Annotated in this window: 15 protein-coding genes and 1 pseudogene; 5 read left to right on the top strand and 11 right to left on the bottom strand. The window is 72.4% G+C overall.

Annotated elements, in window-relative coordinates:
- Positions 1-2,937 (bottom strand): BTAD domain-containing putative transcriptional regulator (locus EYA84_RS10815; protein WP_236145701.1); only part of this gene is annotated, 2,937 nt, incomplete at its 3' end.
- A 142-nt stretch (positions 2,938-3,079) separates the two neighbouring features.
- On the opposite strand from EYA84_RS10815, the gene EYA84_RS10810 reads away from it, so the two are divergent.
- Entirely contained in the window at positions 3,080-3,556 is a 477-nt protein-coding gene (locus EYA84_RS10810; RefSeq protein WP_131052897.1) for an SRPBCC family protein, read from the top strand.
- A gap of 34 nt (positions 3,557-3,590) precedes the next feature.
- On the opposite strand, the gene EYA84_RS10805 is transcribed toward EYA84_RS10810, so the two are convergent.
- The 7 genes and pseudogenes from EYA84_RS10805 to EYA84_RS10775 form a co-directional block, all read right to left on the bottom strand.
- A complete protein-coding gene (locus EYA84_RS10805; RefSeq protein ID WP_131052896.1) occupies positions 3,591-4,460 on the bottom strand; it encodes an STM4011 family radical SAM protein in 870 nt (289 codons plus the stop codon).
- Entirely contained in the window at positions 4,457-5,782 is a 1,326-nt protein-coding gene (locus EYA84_RS10800; protein ID WP_201272357.1) for an STM4012 family radical SAM protein, read from the bottom strand. Before EYA84_RS10800 ends, EYA84_RS10805 begins: the two co-directional genes overlap by 4 nt.
- Positions 5,779-6,582, bottom strand: a complete 804-nt coding sequence (locus EYA84_RS10795) for an STM4013/SEN3800 family hydrolase (RefSeq protein WP_201272356.1) — start codon at positions 6,580-6,582, stop codon at positions 5,779-5,781. The genes EYA84_RS10800 and EYA84_RS10795 overlap by 4 nt, the downstream gene beginning before the upstream one ends.
- Entirely contained in the window at positions 6,570-7,664 is a 1,095-nt protein-coding gene (locus EYA84_RS10790; protein ID WP_131052893.1) for an STM4014 family protein, read from the bottom strand. The genes EYA84_RS10795 and EYA84_RS10790 overlap by 13 nt, the downstream gene beginning before the upstream one ends.
- A gap of 1 nt (position 7,665) precedes the next feature.
- Positions 7,666-8,613 (bottom strand): STM4015 family protein, encoded by a 948-nt coding sequence (locus EYA84_RS10785; protein WP_131052892.1) that lies wholly within the window; start codon positions 8,611-8,613, stop codon positions 7,666-7,668.
- Between the two features lie 6 nt (positions 8,614-8,619).
- On the bottom strand, positions 8,620-9,558 hold the full coding sequence (locus EYA84_RS10780; RefSeq protein ID WP_131052891.1) for an STM4015 family protein: 939 nt from the start codon (positions 9,556-9,558) through the stop codon (positions 8,620-8,622).
- A 440-nt stretch (positions 9,559-9,998) separates the two neighbouring features.
- Positions 9,999-11,390, bottom strand: a pseudogene (locus EYA84_RS10775) (LVIVD repeat-containing protein); the annotation flags it as partial.
- Positions 11,391-11,624: 234 nt separating this feature from the next.
- Here EYA84_RS10775 and EYA84_RS10770 point away from each other — a divergent pair.
- Complete coding sequence (locus tag EYA84_RS10770; protein WP_131052889.1) at positions 11,625-12,344, top strand: DUF305 domain-containing protein; 720 nt, start codon at positions 11,625-11,627, stop codon at positions 12,342-12,344.
- 87 nt (positions 12,345-12,431) lie between these two features.
- Positions 12,432-12,950, top strand: a complete 519-nt coding sequence (locus tag EYA84_RS10765; RefSeq protein ID WP_131052888.1) for a DinB family protein — start codon at positions 12,432-12,434, stop codon at positions 12,948-12,950.
- Between the two features lie 149 nt (positions 12,951-13,099).
- On the opposite strand, the gene EYA84_RS10760 is transcribed toward EYA84_RS10765, so the two are convergent.
- From EYA84_RS10760 to EYA84_RS10750, 3 genes are all read right to left on the bottom strand, one after another.
- Positions 13,100-13,825: a DUF2306 domain-containing protein gene (locus EYA84_RS10760; RefSeq protein WP_131052887.1), complete on the bottom strand. Its 726-nt coding sequence runs from the start codon at positions 13,823-13,825 to the stop codon at positions 13,100-13,102.
- A gap of 121 nt (positions 13,826-13,946) precedes the next feature.
- Positions 13,947-14,549, bottom strand: a complete 603-nt coding sequence (locus EYA84_RS10755; RefSeq protein ID WP_201272358.1) for a response regulator transcription factor — start codon at positions 14,547-14,549, stop codon at positions 13,947-13,949.
- 104 nt (positions 14,550-14,653) lie between these two features.
- Complete coding sequence (locus tag EYA84_RS10750; protein ID WP_131052886.1) at positions 14,654-15,790, bottom strand: sensor histidine kinase; 1,137 nt, start codon at positions 15,788-15,790, stop codon at positions 14,654-14,656.
- A 91-nt stretch (positions 15,791-15,881) separates the two neighbouring features.
- On the opposite strand from EYA84_RS10750, the gene EYA84_RS10745 reads away from it, so the two are divergent.
- Both EYA84_RS10745 and EYA84_RS10740 read left to right on the top strand, forming a co-directional pair.
- Complete coding sequence (locus EYA84_RS10745; RefSeq protein WP_131052885.1) at positions 15,882-16,352, top strand: molybdenum cofactor biosysynthesis protein; 471 nt, start codon at positions 15,882-15,884, stop codon at positions 16,350-16,352.
- Between the two features lie 158 nt (positions 16,353-16,510).
- A complete protein-coding gene (locus EYA84_RS10740) occupies positions 16,511-17,608 on the top strand; it encodes a calcium:proton antiporter (RefSeq protein ID WP_131052884.1) in 1,098 nt (365 codons plus the stop codon).
- Positions 17,609-17,672 lie beyond the last annotated feature (64 nt).

The following is a 17,672-nucleotide window of genomic DNA, read 5'->3' as shown; positions in this document are numbered from 1 at the left end:
GACCCGGGCGTCGGCCACGGTCGTGGCGAGGAACCGCAACAACAGCAGCGAGTCCGGGTCGGCGGCGTGCAGGTCGTCCAGCAGCCGGTCGTGTTCGCCGCCCCGCGCCGCCGCCCACTCCAGGAAGAAGCCGCCTGTGGTCACGAAGTGCGGCATCCCGTTGGCGGCACCGATCTCGCGGCACCGGTGCGCCGCCGCGCGGACCGTCGCCACGTCGCGTTCCTGCATGCCCATCCAGGCCGCGAAGAGTGCCGCGTTCGCCCGCCCGTACGGGTCGGCGAGCCGCTCGGCCAACCGCTCCGCCTCGGCGATGTCCCGCCGGGCGTCCTCGGCCGCCCCGCGCAACGAGCGGACCAGAGCCCGGAAGTTGTACGCGGCCAACACCGGCAGCCGGCCGACCTGGCGGCCCAGCAGATCCGGGTCGACCGAGCACAGCCGATCGACGGCGGCGGTGAGTCGCCGGTCGGCCTCGACCAGCGCGCCGGTGAAGTAGCCGACCACCCCGCGCAGGTACTCGCCGGCAGCGGCGATCAGCCCGGTGCCGTCGTCGGCCCGGACCAGCCGCTCGGCCAGCTCGACGCAGCCGGGGTAGTCGGCCTGGTTGGCGGCCAGCTCGCCCAGCGCCCACAACGCCGGGCGCACGTCGGTCTCCGGATCGACCAGAGCCAGCAACTCCCGGGCGCGGGCACAGACCTCGTCGACGGCGTCGGCACCGACGCCGACCGTCATCTGCAACAGGGCGGCCCGGTGCAACTGGACGGCGAGTTCGGTGGCCGCCGCCGACGGCGAGGTGCCCGCGAGCGGCGACAGGCGCCGGGCCGCCCGGTCCAGGTGCCCCAGCGCGTCCTCGTACGCGAACCGCCGCGTCGCGTCGTCAGCCGCCGCCAGCGACCAGCGCAGATGGTCCTCGCCGTGCCCGAGTCCGATCGCCTGCCCGAAGTGGTGGGCCAGCTCGGCCGGGGCCACACCGCCGACCCGCTGGTACGCCAGGGCCAGCCGGGCGTGCAGGGCGGCACGTCGTGGCGGCGGCACCTGCGCGTACGCCACCTCGGCGAAGAGCGGATGCCGGAACCGCACCGCGCCCGGCCCCGCCTCGGCGACCAGCGCCGCCGCGTACGCCGCCGTCAACCCCTCGGCGATCCGCGTCGCCGACACCTCCAGAACCGTCGCCATCGTCTGCGTGTCCAGGTCGTGCCCGGCCACGCCGAGCAGCTCCAGGCAGTCGCGGGCCGCGTCGGGCAGGTCACCGAGACGTAGCCGGACGGTGTCCCGGACACTCGGCGGCAGGTCCGCGTCGGTCGGGTCGGTGCCGGCGCGCAGCAGCTCGGTGATGAAGAACGGGTTGCCTCCGGTCCGGGTGGCCAGGCGCGCCGCCACCTGCCGGTGTGGGGGCGTGCCGGTGCGTCGGCGGACCAGGGTGGCCACGTCGGTGTCGGTCAGCCCGGCCAGCCGCAGGTGACGGAAGTCCGCGCCACGAGCCAGGTCGGCCACCGTCGCCACCAGCGCCGGGTGGTGCTCGTAGGGGCGCATCGTCGCCAGCACGAGGACCCGGGCGTCGGCCACGGTCGTGGCGAGGAACCGCAACAACAGCAGCGAGTCCGGGTCGGCGGCGTGCAGGTCGTCCAGCACCACCAGCAGTCCGGCCGCTGCGGCGACCGTCCGGACCAGGTCCGCCACCGCCTCGTACGCGCGAAACCGCGCCGTCGGGTCGGGTGCCGCGTCGCCGGTCGACCCCTGCGCCGGTCCGGCCGCGAAGCCGTCCAGTCGGCGCGCCGACCCGGTCGTGCCCGCCTGCGGCATCGCGGCGAGTGTCCGCACCACCTGGTTCCACAGCCAGAACGGCGGTGTCTGCCCGACGTCGGGGCAGCGACCCCACACCACCGGTACGCCCCGCGCCCCGGCGTGCGCGTCGAGCGCGGCGGCGAGCGTGGTCTTGCCGATTCCCGGCTCACCCACCACGACGGCGACCCGGCCACCACCGCCGGTCGCGTCCGTCAGCGCTGCCAGCAGCCCGGTCAGCTCGACGTCCCGGCCGACCAGGGAGTCCGTCAGCGTCGCCGGAGCCGGGCCGCCCCCGCCGGTCACCGGGTGAGCCGGTCCGGGCCGGTCGGCCGGAGCGGACATGGTCGGGTCGGTCCCCACGGTCACTGGGCGGTCCTGCGCGACATTGGTGACCGGCGTGGCCGTCGGCGGCGGCACGGACTGGGTCAGGATCCGGCCGTGCAGCCCGCGTAGCTCCGCGCCGGGGTCGATCCCGTACTCGCCGGCCAGCACCCGGCGGCCCTCGTCGAAGGCGGCCAGCGCCTCGGTCTGCCGTCCGGACCGGTAGAGCGCGAGCATCAACTGGGCGCGGGCGGTCTCGCGGACCGGGTTCGCGGCCACGAAGTGTCGCAACTCCGCGAGTACGGCGCCGTGGCGTCCCGCCGCCACCGCGGCGGTGAACCGTCCCTCCTCGGCACCGAGGCGTGCCTCGGTCAGGCGGGCGGCCTCGGGACGCACCGCCGTCAGCTCGGCCGCACCGGTCAAGGGCTCACCCCGCCAGAGTGCCAGTGCCTCGGTGTAGCCCCGTTCGGCCGAGACGGCGTCGCCCGCCGCGAGTGCCTGCCCCGCGTACGCCGCCAGACGGTGGAACCGGACAGCGTCGATCTCCTCCGGCTCGACGCGCAGCTCGTACCCTCTGGGGTGGCTGCGCAGGATGCGGGCCGGCTCGCGGTGGCTGCGCTGGGGCTCGACCGCACGGCGTAGTCCGGCCACATAGGTCCGGAGCGTCATCTCGCCGCTGGCCGGCGGTCGGCCGTCCCAGAGCGCGTCGACCAGCCAGTCGGCGGCGACGAACCGGTTCGGGCGCAGCAGGAAGAGCGCGAGCAGCGCCCGCTGCTTCGGCCCTCCGAGCGGCACGGTGTGCCCGTCCCGGACGGCCTCCAGCGGTCCCAACATGCGGAACTGCACCTGACCACCACACTGTCCGGTCCCCACCCTGGCCGGGTCGAGTATGCCAGTCGTCCGCACCTCGACCGGTCCGTGCTTCCCGACCGGATCCTGCGCCACGGCAGCCGGTGAGGAGGTGGCAGGATGAGGCGTGCCCGGTGATCGGACAGCGTCGATTGCGTTCGAGACGGTCGGCGTCGTCGCGGCGTCGCCGGACGAGGTCTACCGCCACCTGACCGACCCGCACAGCTATGTCGGCCTGTCGCCGCTGATCGTGGCGGTCACCGACGTGCGCACCGGCCAGGACGCCGACGGCCGCCCGGTCACCGACTACGTCGCCGTCGAACGGTTCCGGATGGTCGGTCCGCTGCGCTGGGACAACCCCATCCGGGTGCGGATGGTGGCAACCCGTCCCGGACGCCAGATCATCAGCGACGTGCGGAGCCCGGGGTGGGTCCGCCTGCGCGCGGTGGTCGACCTGACGCCCGAGGCCGGCGGTACGCGGATCCGGGAGTCGGTCACCGCCGACGCCCCACTGCCGCTGCGGCGTTTCGTGGCGGGGCAGGCACGTCGGGTCGCGGCGTACCGGGCGGCCGAACTGGCCCGCCGCATGGCGTCCCGGCCCTGACCGCAGGTCCACCGCAGACCCGGGCCGCTCCTGGTCAGAGCGCCCCGACCCGCCGTCCCGGCCATCCTGCCGGAATGCGTTCCAGCACCCCGCCCGCGAAGACGTCCCGCAACCCCAACGGCTTGAGGTGGACGTAGCCGATGTGGCAGTCGCAGATCGCGTTGCTGCACGGCCGGGGCGTTAGCGCGGCCCGCCACGACCCGTCGTACAGGTTGCCGATCGGCGTGTCGATGAAGTGGCAGCGGCGTACCGTGCCGTCGCCGAGCACGGAGACGGCGGTCTCCCCGGCGTGGCAGGGCCGGTCCAGGGACACGTGCGGGCGCACGCTGTAGCCGAAGTGCGGGTCCACCTCCGTCCACGTCGCCTCCTCGGCGGCGTCGTAGCGCCGCCCCTCGGCGGCGTTGACCCAGAGGTAGACCTCGTCGGGCAGCAGGGCCCGCAGCGCCCGCGCCTCGGCCAGGTGCTCGGGTAGGCCGACCACCCCGACCGAGTACCGGACACCCAGCTCGGCCAGGCGGGCACACCGCCGCAGGAACCGCTCCCGGGTGACCTGCCCGGGGTGGTACGTGGTCCAGAGCGCGGCGGCGCGCGGATCGGCGTCGGCGAGCCAGTCCACCCGGGCCGCCAGGTTGGTCTGGATGACCACCCGCTCCACGTGCGGCAGATGGGACAGCGACACCATCGCGTCCCGGTACCAGCGTCGGGTCAGCCCCTCCCCCCAGGGCGTGAACAGCACCGACAGCCGTACGTCGGTGGTCGCGGTCACCCAGTCGGTGAACCGCGCCAACGCCTCCCGGTCGGCGCGGAGCAGCTCCGGCGGGTCCCGACGCTTGGCGAAGGGGCAGTACGGACAGTCGTAGTTGCAGCTCGCCAGCGGGCCACGGTAGAGGATCGCCAGGTTCATCGCGGCACGTACCCGGCCATCGCGTGCTGCACCTCGGCGGAGGTCAACCAGGGGCCGACGGCGTCCGACCGGGCCAGGCCCGAGGGGGTGAGCCGGAGCCCGCCGTCGGTGGCCCAGCCCCGCTCGACCAGCCGGTCGAGCTGCGGGAAGTCCTCGCCCGGCAGGCGACCGAACCGGGCCAGGTAGGCGTCCGGGTCGACCCCGTCTACCCGTAGCAGCGACTTCAGCAGCCACCGACGGCGCTGCTCGGTGCCGTCGAGGTGGTACCCGAACTCGGCGTACCGGAAGTCGTCGGCCGGTCGGGCCAGGTAGTCGTCGAGCACCGCACGCACCTGCGAGACGCTGACCGCGTAGTCGAAGGAGTAGTGCAACGCGGTGGTGTACGAGCGGGCACCGCAGCCCAGGCCGACCATCCCGTCGTCCTGGCAGCAGTAGTCGGGGCCGTCCGGAGCCGGCACGTCGGCCCGACGGAACTGGCGCATCGACTCCTGCCGGTAGCCGGCCGCGCCGAGCGTCTCCACGGCCTGCCGGTAGAGCGCGAGGCGCTGCGCGTCCCAGTCCGCGCGGGCGTGCGTGCGTCGGCCCAGCCCGGTGAGCGGCCGGACGTAGAGCGGGTAGAGGTACAACTCCTCGGGACGCCAGGCCAGCGCCGCGTCGAGGCTCTCCCGCCAGGTGTCGGCCGTCTGCCCGTCGATGCCGTAGATCAGGTCGATGTTGAGCACCGGGACGCGGGCGTCGCGGATCGCCGCCAGCGCCGCCTCCACCTCCTCGCGCCGCTGCGGTCGACCGGCGGCACGGGCCTCGACGTCGAGGAAGCTCTGCACCCCGATGCTGACCCGGGTGGTGCCGAACGCGGCCAGCACCGCGAGCCGGTCCGGCGTCGCGGTGGCCGGCGAGGTCTCCACCGACAGCGGTACGCCGGGCAGCCGCGCCCCGAGGATCGTGGTGGCGATGCCGAACAGCTCGGTCAGCTCGTCGGCGGTCAGATAGGTGGGGGTCCCGCCGCCGAAGGCCGCACGGGCGTACCCGGTCGAGCCGCCGAGCGCCTCGGCGATCTGCTCGGCCTGCCGACGAAGCTGCCGCAGGTAGGCGGTGACCTGCTCGGCGGGCGCGTTGGCCCGGGTGAACAGGTTGCAGAACCCGCAGCGCATCTCGCAGAACGGCACGTGCAGATAGAGGAAGAGGGCGTCGCGTGCCTGTTCCCGCCACACGTCGGTCAACGACGGACGGGGGCGCAACGCACGGTACGAGGTCTTGTGCGGGTAGGCGTAGAGGTACTGCTGGTACGGCGAACCGTCCAGGCCCACGTCGGTGCTGGTCACCATTCTCCAGGGTGCAGGGTGAAGTGCGCGTACGGGACGGTCCACACCACGTCGTGGCCGAACCGGTGGCCGGTGTGCCCGTCCTCGCCGTACGCGGTGCCGTGGTCGGAGCAGATGATCGTGAAAACCGGCCGCCCTCGGCCGCTGACCAGGCAGAACAGCCGCTCCATCCGGCCGTCCACGTACTCCAGGGCGGCGGCGTGGCTGGACAGGTCGTCGTCCTGCGCGCCGGGCAGGTGGTGCCGGTTCGGCTGGTGCAGGGCGGCCACGTTGAGGAAGGTGAACAGCGGCCGGGTCGGCGGCACGTCGGCCACCACCGCCGCCAGCCGGTCGAGTTGGGCGTCCACGCAGGTGGGCGACGTGACGCCGAACTCCGGCTCCCAGTGCGCCTCGCGGAACAACCCCGGCAGGACCGCCCCGAGCGGGCTCCGCAGGTTGAAGAAGCCGACGCCGCCCAGGCAGAGTGTGTGGTAGCCGACGTCGGCGAGCGCGGTCGGCAGGTCCGGGGCGTCGAACACCCACGTGTCGGCACCGGAGGTCTCGCTGCCCGGGAAGGCCGCCGCGTACAGCCGTTCGTGTCGACCCGGGGGCACCGGCGTGGGCAGGAACCCGGCGAAGAAGGCGTGGTGCGCGGCGTAGGTGAAGCTCGCCGGGGAGTGCCGGCGTTCCCACCTGCCGCCCGGCAGCGCCCGCGTCAGGTGCGGTGTCCGGCCCGCCGCCGCCAGCTCGGACGCCACGTCGTAGCGCAGCGTGTCGAGGGTGACCAGCAGCAGGTCGTGGCTCCCGATCAGGCTCCGCACCCGACCACCTCCGGCGGGACCGTGCGTGCCTGCCCGGGACGCCATCCGCCCTCGGTCAGGGCGTGCACCTGGGCGGCGTAGCTGTCCCGTCCGTCGACCAGCACCCCGGGCAGCAGGTCACCGAAGGCGTTGACCTCGGCCACCGCGTGCCGCCGCCATCCCAGCAGGAACATCAGGTCCACGCCGACGTGCAGCGAGTCGGGGAAGCAGGCGGCGACCCGCTCGCACGTCTCCATCGCCGCCGACCACTGCCGGGCCCCGGCCGCCCGCCGCACCTCGTCGAGATCACCGCGTGCGTTGCCGAGATGCAGGTTGGTCAGCGGCCCCCGCGCCGACCGCACCACCACCTGGTGTGGTCGACCGGCGATCACCAGCACCCGCAGGTCGACCACCCGGTCACCGATCCCGGTCTTGGGCAGCCACCGCTCCACGTGCAGACCCTCCGGCGCGAGCCGGTCGACGATGGCGGCGACCTCCGCCTCGTCGGTGTAGCGGCGCAGCCGCAACGAGTTGAACAGCGCCTCGGGCGTGTGCTCGATCGTGGTCACCGCCTGCACCCGACCGGTGCCGACCGCCAACGCGATGACCCCGGCGGCCGAGGAGCCGTGCGTCGGCTTGACGAACACCCGACCCCAACCGGCCTGCGCCATCGCCGACCGCAGCTCGGCGTAGCCGCCGACCTGTGGCAGCGCGTCCGGCACCGGCACACCGGCCGCCGCCAGGCGCGCGTGGCAGCGCCGCTTGTCACAGAGCACCGCGACGTCCGCCGGCGGGTTGAGCAGGGTCGCGCCACCGGCGGCCACCCGGGCCATGCCGTCCACCAGACCGGCGTACGCGTCGGCGAGGCCGACCAGTTCGCCGTGCCGGGCGACGGTGGCCGACCGGCGCAGCAACCGGTCGACCCGGGCGTCCTCCCCGGGCGAGTCCACCCGCACGAGCGTGCCGGCCGGTGGCGGTGCCGCCCCGGTCAGCACGTCGAACCAGGGCAGCACCTCGGGGCGGGGCAGGCCGGCGGCCAGCACCGCGTCGCTGAACATCGACACCCGACGGTTGCCGGGATTACCGACCACGGTCAACCGCATGTCACTCCGACACCGCGACGTAGCGGTAGCTCTCGCCGTCGTCCTCCTCCGCCTCCTGCGGGTCGGAGACGTTTACCCGGACGTCCGGCAGAGCGGCGACCACGGAACCGGCGACCTCCTCGGAGAGGTAGTGGTGGTGCAGGTCCAGCACCGTCAGGTGGGTCAGGGGCTGACCGGCGAGCAGCGCCTCCGCCCCCTCGTCGCTCAGCGTGCCGTGGGACAGGTCCAGCACCTCCAGGCGGCGCACCACGGGCGCGGTCGCCAGGGCCTTCGCGACGTCGTCGGTGATCATCGCGTTGCACAGACCCAGCCGGCGCAGCGCCGGAAAGAGCTCGTCGGCCAGAAGCGGGGCGAGGTCCCCCATCTCGGTGGTGCCGCCGTAGTCGTCGGTGCCGAGCCACAGTTCGAGGTCGGCCAGCTCGGGCAGGTCGGAGTCGAGCACCGCGCCGACGAACTCGCGGGACAGCCCGCCGCTCTGCACCACCAACTCGCGCAGGTTGGCGTGCTGGACGGGGGAGAAGTCGAACTCCTCGCCCCCGCGTACCCAGAGCACCTCCAACTCCGGGTACGCGGTCAGCAGCGGACTGACGTCACCGACCTTCATCCAGGAGACCTCGCACTCCTCGAAGGTCATGTCCCCGAGGAACAGGGCCCGCAGGGCGGGCAGTCGATCGGCTGCCGCGCAGATCTGTGCGATCGGCGCGGGGTTGAAGGCCGCGTACCCCCAGGCGCCGATGACCAGCGACTCCACCGTCTCGCCGAGCTGCGCGACGAACCGCTCGAAGGTGGCGGCGAACTCCTCGGAGAGCGCGTCTTCCTGGTCGTCGTCGAACTCCGGACGGGTGACGCGCCACGAGACCGGGCCGGTCACGGTCGGCAGCGGCCCCTCCAGCGGAAACTCGACCACCGGACGGTCGGCGAACTCAGCGAGGTGCGAAGAGAACGTCATGCCCGATCACTCCCCGACCGCGGTGAAGCGGTAGGTCCGGCCGCTGTACACGTCCGGGGTCCGCCCCTCGGACACGTCCACGCGCACGCCGGGCAGGGCCGCCACGGCACGTTGCTGTGCCTGCTCGGACAGATAGTGGTGGTGCAGGTCGAGCTCGGCCAGGTGGGTCAGCGACTGCCCGGCCAGGAGCGCCGCGAGCCCGTCGTCGGTGAGGTTGCCCATCGACAGGTCGAGCACCGAGAGCCGGGGCACCACCGGTGCGGTGGCGACCGCCCCGGCGACCACGTCGGCGATGTCGGCGTTGCGCAGGCCGAGCCGTCGCAGTGCCGGCAGTCCGGCGCCGGCGAGCAGCGGGGTGAGGTCGTCGACGGTCGCGTCCCCGCCGTAGTCCGATCGACCCAGCCACATCTCCAGCAGCTCCAGATTCGGCAGGTCGCACTCACCGACCGCCCGCACCACCGTGCCGGGCAGGCCACCGGACTCGAACCGCAGCTCCCGCAGGCCGACGTGCCGGATGGCGTCGAGCCGCAGGCCCTCGCCGCCGCGCACCCACAGCGTCTCCAGCTGCGGGTAGGCCGTGAGCAGTGCGGTGATGTCGTCGTGGGTCAGCCAGGAGAGCTCGCACTGCTCGGAGACCAGGTCGGCGAGGAAGATCGCCCGGAGCCCGGTCCACTGCGACGCCGCGTTCACCAGGAGGTCGACCGGAAGCGGCCGTTCGTACGCCATGCCCCACTCGCCGATGACGACGGCGCGGACCGAATCGGCCGGAACCTCCTTGAGCATCGTCTCGACCAGCGCGACGAACTCCTCGGGCTCCGGCTCGTCGTCGAGATCCCCCACCTCGAGCCGCCAGGCCACCGCCGACGGATCGGCCGGCACCTCCATCCCCGGCGTGAACGGGAGCACCGGAAGACCGGCGAACGACGACGCGTGCGTTCTGAACACTCTGAGACCTCCGACCTGACCGCGATAGCGGCGAGACCGTAACAGGCCGCTCCGACAGCCACGTCCCGGCAGGTCACCCGACGTCTCCGGGGTGGGACGGGCTCCGGCCCGGCGGGGACCGCCGGGCCGGAGGTGGTGCTGTCTACGGGGTGTGCGGATCAGCTCGTCCGCACCGACCCGTTGACCTTGGTGTCACGGATGGTCGCGCCGACGGCGTTCACCGAACCGTTGACCCGGCTCTCCACGATCGAGACCACCGAGGCGTTGTGCGCGTGGATCGCGCCGTTCAGGTTCGAGTTGAACACGATCAGACCGGCACCCGGGTTGACCTTGATGGCGCCGTTCTGGGTGACCCCGTCCATGCAGGTGATGCCGGAGGAGATGGTCATGCTGCCGTTGTGCCGACCGCGCAGGACGGTGGTGCACTCCGGGTAGCTGGGCTGGGTCTGCACGTTCAGCTCGTCGAAGGCCACGACCGCGCGGGCGTTGTTCGTCAGCGGGTCGTCCAGCTTGAGGACGTCGAGTCCCTTCTGGATGTCGTTGGAGTAGATGTAACCGTTGTGGTAATACGTCGACCAGGATCCGCCGAGGATCCGGCGGGTGTCGGACAGCGGGCCCCGCTCCCAGAAGGCGATCTCGACCGGGTTGGCCGAGTCGGTGAAGTCGATGACCGAGATGCCGCCCTGGTACCACGCCTGGACCATGATGTCGCGGCCCATCGCCGGGATCAGCGAGCCGTTGTGCGCCACGCAGTTCTCGAGGGCGCTGTTCTCCCTCGGGATCTTGAAGTAGCTCTTGAAGACCAGTCGACGGTCGGCGCCGGAGCCGACGATGTCGTACAGCGCGTTCGCACCCTGGTTGGTCCGGTAGGCCGGGGTGCAGATGGCGCCGCTGCCGCCGCCGAGTTCGTCGGTGAAGACGACCTTGGTGCCGGCGTTGTTGAACGTGGCCGAGTGCCAGAACGCGAAGTTGGTGTCGCGCACCTGGCTCAGGACCACCGGGTTCACCGGGTCGGAGATGTCCATGAGGACGCCGTCACCCATGCAGGCGCCGGCGGCCAGGTCCAGGTCCGGGTAGGCGGTGATGTCGTGGCAGCCGCTGGTGTTGGTGTTGCCGCCGTCCGGGAAGAGGACCGGGGTGGCGACCACGGAGGCGCTGGTGGGGTTCGCCAGCGGTACGTCGATGATGGAGATCTTGTCGTGCGGCGGCTTGCAGTAGAACGCGTTGTTCGACGGGCTGTACGACTGGACGTACACGTAGACGCTCGTGTCGTCCTTGCTCGGCACCAGCGTCAGGGTGTGCGAACCGCAGTCGGTGCGGACCGACTTGATGTAGCGCGGGTTCGCCTTGTCGCTGATGTCGAAGATCCGGACGCCTTCCCAGGAGCTCTCCTGGGCCACCGAACCGGCGCTGCTGCTGCACGAGTCGTCGCTGCGGGGCGAGTCGACCGCGAGGAACAGCAGGTTCCCGTAGACCGACGGGTCACCCTGCGCTCCGACGCAGACGACCTGGCTGACCACCTGCGGTGAAGCCGGGTTGCTGACGTCGAAGATGCTGAACCCGTTGTAGTTGCCGGCGATGACGTGGTTGTCCTGGAACGCCAGGTCCGAGTTGTACGCGGCCTCGCTGGCGAACCCGCCGAACTTCGGGACGTTGGCGATCTGGGTGAGGTTGGGGCTGCTGACGATCTCGTCGACGGCCGGGATGGTGTTCGCGGCGGTCTCGGCGGCGCTGCTCGACGGCGCCACCGCGACACCCGCGACGAGAAGGGCACCTGTGGCGGCCAGGCTGATCGCCAGCCTCCGGTTCCCTCGTGGGGTCGGTTTGAACATGTAGGAACACCCTTCGTCAAGGATGAGCAGGGTTAGCGGAGGTTAACCCTGTGGTGGTGCTCGATCGTCGGCCATGTGGTCACGGTTTAGCAACACGACCGCCGATGTCTCGACGCAAACTGGCGCAGGTGGGGCTAAACGATCGTTCTGTCGATCGTGGGCCTCCCGTCGCAGCTCAGGCCCGCGCTACCATCCCGGCCAACGGTGAACGGCGGGAGTCGAGTTGTGCTAGGTGTGCGGATTCGTGGGCTGCTGCGACAGTCCCGGAAGCTTGTGCTGATCGAGTTGGCCGTACTCGCGGTGCTGGCCGTCGGGATCGCGGTGGCGGTGTCGTGGCCGGACAGTGGGCCCGAGCCGACGGCGCAGACGAACGAGCCCGCGCCGCTCGACCTGCCCGGCATCCCGGACGCCACCGCTCCGGTGCTGATGCCGGGCGGACCCGGTGAACCGGCGAAGACCCTGGCGGCGAACGAGATGTCACCGATGGCCCGGCCGCCGCACAACAACGCCGACACCCGCTTCGTCACGATGATGATCCCGCACCACGAGCAGGCCCTGGTGATGGCCAAACTGGTCGGTGACCGGGCCGAGAACCCGAACTTGAAGATCATCGCGGACCGGATCCTGGCCGCTCAGGACCCGGAGATCAAGACCCTGGAGAGCTGGTTGACCGACCGTGGCCTGGACCGCAACTCGGGCGACGGGCACCGGCACGAGATGGCCGGCATGCAGACGGCGGATGCGCTGAACCGCCTGACCGCGGCCCGGGGCGCCGACTTCGACCGGATGTTCGTGGCGATGATGACCGACCATCACCAGGGCGCCATCGCGATGGCGAACGAGGTCCTCACACTCGGCACCGACATCATCATCAACGATTTCGCCAGCGGCGTCGTCGTCGAACAGGGCGTCGAGATCAACCGGATGCGCGAGGTGTTGACCGGCAGCCGGTAGCCGGGTCGTGGTCCCGCCCGTGCGACGTCCCGGGAGTTGTCGGTGGTCACCGATAGCGTCGGGTGGACGCCGACGAAGGGACCAGCCATGACCGAGAGCAGCCTGTCACCCGAGCGCGCGGATCTGCTGCAGGCGCTGCGTCAGCAACGCTTCTTCCTGCGCAGCGCCGCGCGGGAGTTGACCGACGAACAGGCGACGACGTGCAGCACGGTCAGCGCGCTCTGCGTCGGCGGTCTGATCAAGCACGTCGCGGAGGTCGAACGAGGTTGGGCCGACTTCATCGTCGACGGTCCGGCCGAGACACCGGACCACGACGACCCCGCCGCCCAGGAGCGCCACGCGCAGTCGTTCCGGCTGCTGCCGGGCGAGACCCTGGCCGGGGTGCTCAGCACGTACGACGAGGTCGCGGCCCGCACCGACGAGCTGATCCGGAGCCTGCCCGACCTGGATGCGAGCCAGCCGCTGCCCGAGGCGCCCTGGTTCGAGCCGGGTGCCCGCTGGTCGGCCCGACGGGTGCTGCTGCACGTCATCGCCGAGACGTCGCAGCACGCCGGGCACGCCGACATCATCCGGGAGGCGATCGACGGCGTGAAGTCCATGGCCTGACCCGGCGGCTCGACCTCAGCAGCGGTCTCCGCCCGCCACCGTTCGCGCCCGGCCCGTCCAGGTCCGGCCCGTCGGCGTTTGGCCTGTCCGCGTTTGGCCTGTCCGTGTCTCGCCCGTCCGCGTCTCGCCCGTCCGGCGGGCCGGTCCGCTCACGTTCGGCCCGTCTCCGCTCGGCCCCGGCGCGTCTCGCCCGTTCGCGTCCGGCCCTGGCGCGAGACGGTCGGCGCGGGTAACAGCGGTCCCGCCGCTCCGGCGCGGATGATCCGTTCGGCCACCGCCAGGTTGATCAACCAGCCGGCGGCGTGCAGCAACGCCCGGGTCAGCTCGCCCGGTGGTTCGGCGGCCACGAGCCACGGCAGGTGGGTCAGGAACTGGGTGCCGGCCCCCTGACCGATGGCGTACCCACGGATCATCCACGCCCGGTGCCGGCTGACGTCGCGCCGCAGGATCGCGCGGAGACCGAGGACGACGCACCCGGCCATCGCCCCGCCGAACAGGAGCCGCAGGCCGATGAGGAACGCACCGTCGATGGGCAGGAGGGGATAGAACGCGGCCATCCACATGCCGGAGAGCGCGGCGAGGAGACCGGCCGGCACCAGCAGCCGACCCGCGACGCGGTGCCATCCCGGTCTCCGACGTCGGAAGCCGGGCATGAACTGGAAGGCGCCCAGCAGGCAGTACAGGCTCGCCGTGACGATGTGCACCAGCACCGGCGCGGGGTCGGCGACGAAGCGGGCGTTGGCCGGCGTCACGGTCGGATGGCTCGACAGCTCGACGGTCCGGACGACCCCGGCGACCACCGGGACGAGGGCGAGCAGGATCAGGCCGGTGGGTATCGCCCACTCGTGTCTGCGGAGGAAGCGGTTCGTGGACATGACCCGATGCTCGGCGCGCGACGGTGTGCACTCATCGGTGCATGGGCTCGGGCCCCGTCGGTCCTCGGAGGGAGCCCCGGCTCGTCCTTACGGCGGTCGTGTGTCGGCGGGAGGAGCAGCGCTACCGGCCGCGTACCCGGTGCGTCTCGTACGCCCAGATGGCGATCTCGACCCGGTTCCGGGCGCCGAGCTTGGCCATCAGGCTCGCCACGTGCGTCTTCACCGTGCTGAGACTGACGTGGAACTCGCCCGCGATCTCGCTGTTGGTCCGTCCCCGGGCCACCGCCGTGAGGATCTGCTCCTCCCGTTCGGTGAGCCGGTCCACCGGTTGTCGGGGTGGCGCGGCCGGTCCGGCGTCGGCGAAGGCGCGCAACAGGCGGGTGGTGACGCTGGGCGCGATGAGCGCGTCACCGTCGGCCGCGGCGCGCACCGCCTGGGCCAGCAGCGCCGTGCCGGCGTCCTTGAGCAGGAAGCCCCGGGCTCCGGCGCGCAGCGCGGCGTAGACGTACTCGTCGAGGTCGAAGGTGGTGATGACGACGACGGCGAGTGGATCTGCGACTCGGGGCCCGGCGAGCCGGCGGGTCGCCTCGATGCCGTCCACACCGGGCATCCGGATGTCGAACAGGCACACGTCGGGACGCATCCGCCGGGCCATCTCGACGGCGTGGTGACCGTCGGCGGCCGTGCCGACGACCTCGATGCCCGGCTGGGCGTCGAGGATCATCGTGAGTCCACTCCGGATGATCTCCTGATCGTCGGCGACGACCACCCTGATCCGCCGGTGGCCGTCGGCGGCGGACGGGTCCGGTCCTCCGGCCGCCGGCCGGGTCACGCGGGTACCCCGGCCCGGGGCAGGACCGCGTCGACGATCCACCCCTGCTCGGGACCGGGTCCGGCGGCACAACTGCCACCGAGCAGCGCCGCGCGTTCGACCATCCCGGCGAGCCCGTACCCGGATCCGGACAGTGGTCCGGTGGGGCTCTCGCCGTCGTCGCTGACACGCAGTCGTACCGAGGCGTCGTCCACCTCGACGCGTACCCGGATGCGGGTCGCGTGCCGTGCGTGCCGGCGGGCGTTGGTGACCGACTCCTGGACGAGCCGGTAGACCGTGCGGTCCACGGACGGGGTGATGCCGTCGGCGTCTCCGACTATCTGCACCTCCACAGCCGGGCCGTCCGGTGCCTCCGCTGCGAACCGGGCCAGGTCGGCGATGCGTGGCGCGGGCGACAGCGCGGCCGGTTCGTCGGTCCGCAGCACCCGGACGAGGCCGCGCATCTCGGCCAGTGCCCGCGACGCCTCGGCCTCGATGAGGTGCAACGCCTCGATCGCCGCCTGCGGACGGGTGGCCGCCACGGCGAGCCCGGCCTGGGCCCGGATCGCCATCGCCGACACGTGGTGCGCGACGGTGTCGTGCAGGTCGCGGGCGAGTCGTTCCCGTTCGAGCAGCGTGACCTGGTCCAGCTCGCGCTGCCGGGCCCGCGCCCGGTACCGCACGCTGCTGCCCAGCGTGGCGGCCGCGAACAGCACGACGAAGGCGGCGACTGTGTCCGCGGGACCGGCCTGACCGGCGGCAACCCACAGACCCAGCTTGCCGAGAACGATCACGCCGCCGATCACGGCGGCCCGCCCGGAACCCCATCGGAACAGCGCGTACACCAGCAGCAGGACGAAGACCAGGACGTCCTGCTGAAGGGCCTGCCGGTCGGTCAGCAGGGGAATCACCGCGCAGGTGCCGAAGGCGAGCGCGACCATCGGTAGCGGTCGGGTCCGGCGCCACAGCACCGTGGCCGTCAGCGCCACCGCCACGGCCACCGACAGCGGTCGCCAGGCCAGCTCGGGCCGGACGAGCCCCTCGACGAGCGCCACCGGCACGAGGACCGCGAGCAGCAGCCAGTCCCGCCACACGCGCCTCGGCGCGTCGGGCGGGGCGGGCTCCTCCCACACCGAACGCAACAGACCCGACACGACTCCATCGTAGGAACGGGGCGGACCCGTCGGATCGGCCCAAAGTACGAGCGGCCGGAGCGGTCACGTCGCTCGCCCGTACAGTCGTGCCATGCCGGAGATCGTCGAGCTGCTGGCCTCGCCCACGCACCGCTACGTGGGGCGGCCCTCGGACGGGCCGGCGCCCGCGCCCGACGGCGAGTTGGTCGACGAGATCCGGATCCGCGCGGAACTGGGCATCGTGGGCGACCGGTACTTCGGCAAGCCGGCGCACCGTGGGGCGAGCGTGACGGTCATCGCGGTCGAGTCGTTGCCGCCCGGCGCGGGGCTGGCGCAGGTCCGGCGCAACGTGCTGATCCGTGATGTCGACGTGGACGGCCTGGTCGGCTCGGTGCTGGTGCTGGACTCGGGGCAGGGGCCGGTGCGGCTGCGGGTCAACCGGCCGGCGCACCCGTGCGCCTGGATGGACGTGACGATCGGGCCCGGCGCGTGGCGCGGACTGCGCGGCAAGGGCGGTGTGCGCTGCACGCCGCTGACCGACGGGGTGCTGCGGGTCGGACCCGTCGACGCGCGGGTCGAGTGAGGGCTGCGTGCAGGCGCGGCGGCCTGTGTGAAAGGAAGGGCCCCCTGCTAACGCCTCCGGTATAGGAAGGGTCCCCTCCTTACATCGCAGCGGGCGCGGTCGGGGGAGTCTTCGCCGCTTCGCCGCTCATGATCATTATTGCTGGCAGGATCCAGATCATGCTCGCGTTGCGTCGCGCCATGACCACCTGGACCGTCTCGGTGCCCGTCGCCGCGCTGCTGGTGCTGGGGCTGACCTGGGACCGCAGGCTCACCGGCGTGATGGTCATCGTGGTGGCGCTCTTCCTGGCCGGCGCGGTGCTGGCGGCCGTGCACCACGCCGAGGTGGTCGCGCACAAGGTCGGTGAGCCGTACGGGTCGCTGGTGCTGGCGGTGGCGGTCACCGTCATCGAGGTGGCGCTGATCGTGACGCTGATGATCAGTGGCGGGGAGAAGACCGAGTCGCTGGCCCGGGACACCGTCTTCGCCGCCGTGATGATCACCTGCAACGGCATCCTCGGCCTGTCGCTGCTCATCGGCGCGTTGCGCCGTCGGCTGGCCGTGTTCAACCCGGAGGGGACCGGTGGTGCGCTGGCCACCGTGGCCACCCTCGCCACGCTGTGCCTGGTGGTGCCGACGTTCACCATCGGTCGTCCCGGCCCACAGTTCAGCCCCGCCCAGCTCACCTTCGCGGCGGTCGTGTCGCTCGCGCTCTACGCGCTGTTCGTGATGGTGCAGACCGGTCGGCACCGGGACTACTTCCTGCCCGTCGGCAGCGAGGGGGAGGTGCTGCCGGAGGAGGCGCACGCCGATCCGCCGTCGACCCGGCAGGCCATGGCGAGCCTGGGGCTGCTGCTGGTCGCCCTGGTGGCCGTGGTCGGCGACGCCAAGTCGGTCTCGCCGGCGATCGAGGCCGGCGTGGCCGCGGTGAACCTGCCCCCGGCGTTCGTCGGCGTCATCATCGCGTTGCTGGTGCTGCTGCCGGAGACGCTCGCCGCCGCCCGCGCGGCCCGCCGGGACCGCGTACAGATCAGCCTGAACCTCGCGCTCGGCTCGGCGATGGCCAGCATCGGGCTGACCATCCCGGCGATCGCGATCGCCTCGATCTGGCTGGAGGGGCCGCTGCTGCTCGGCCTGGGCGGGACCCAGGTGACGCTGCTCGCGCTGACCGTGGTCACCGGCGTGCTGACCGTGGTGCCGGGACGGGCCACCCTGCTCCAGGGCGGGGTACACCTGGTGCTCCTGGCCGCCTTCGTCTTCCTCGCCGCGAGCCCCTGAGGCCACGCCGCCGGCCCTGAGGCCACGCCGCCGGCCCTGAGGCCACGCCGCCAGTCCTGAGGCC

Source organism: Verrucosispora sp. SN26_14.1 (assembly GCF_004307965.1).
Taxonomy (GTDB): Bacteria; Actinomycetota; Actinomycetes; order Mycobacteriales; family Micromonosporaceae; genus Micromonospora.
The sequence above is the reverse complement of the archived record's forward strand: the minus strand, read 5'-3'. Positions and strand labels throughout refer to the sequence as shown.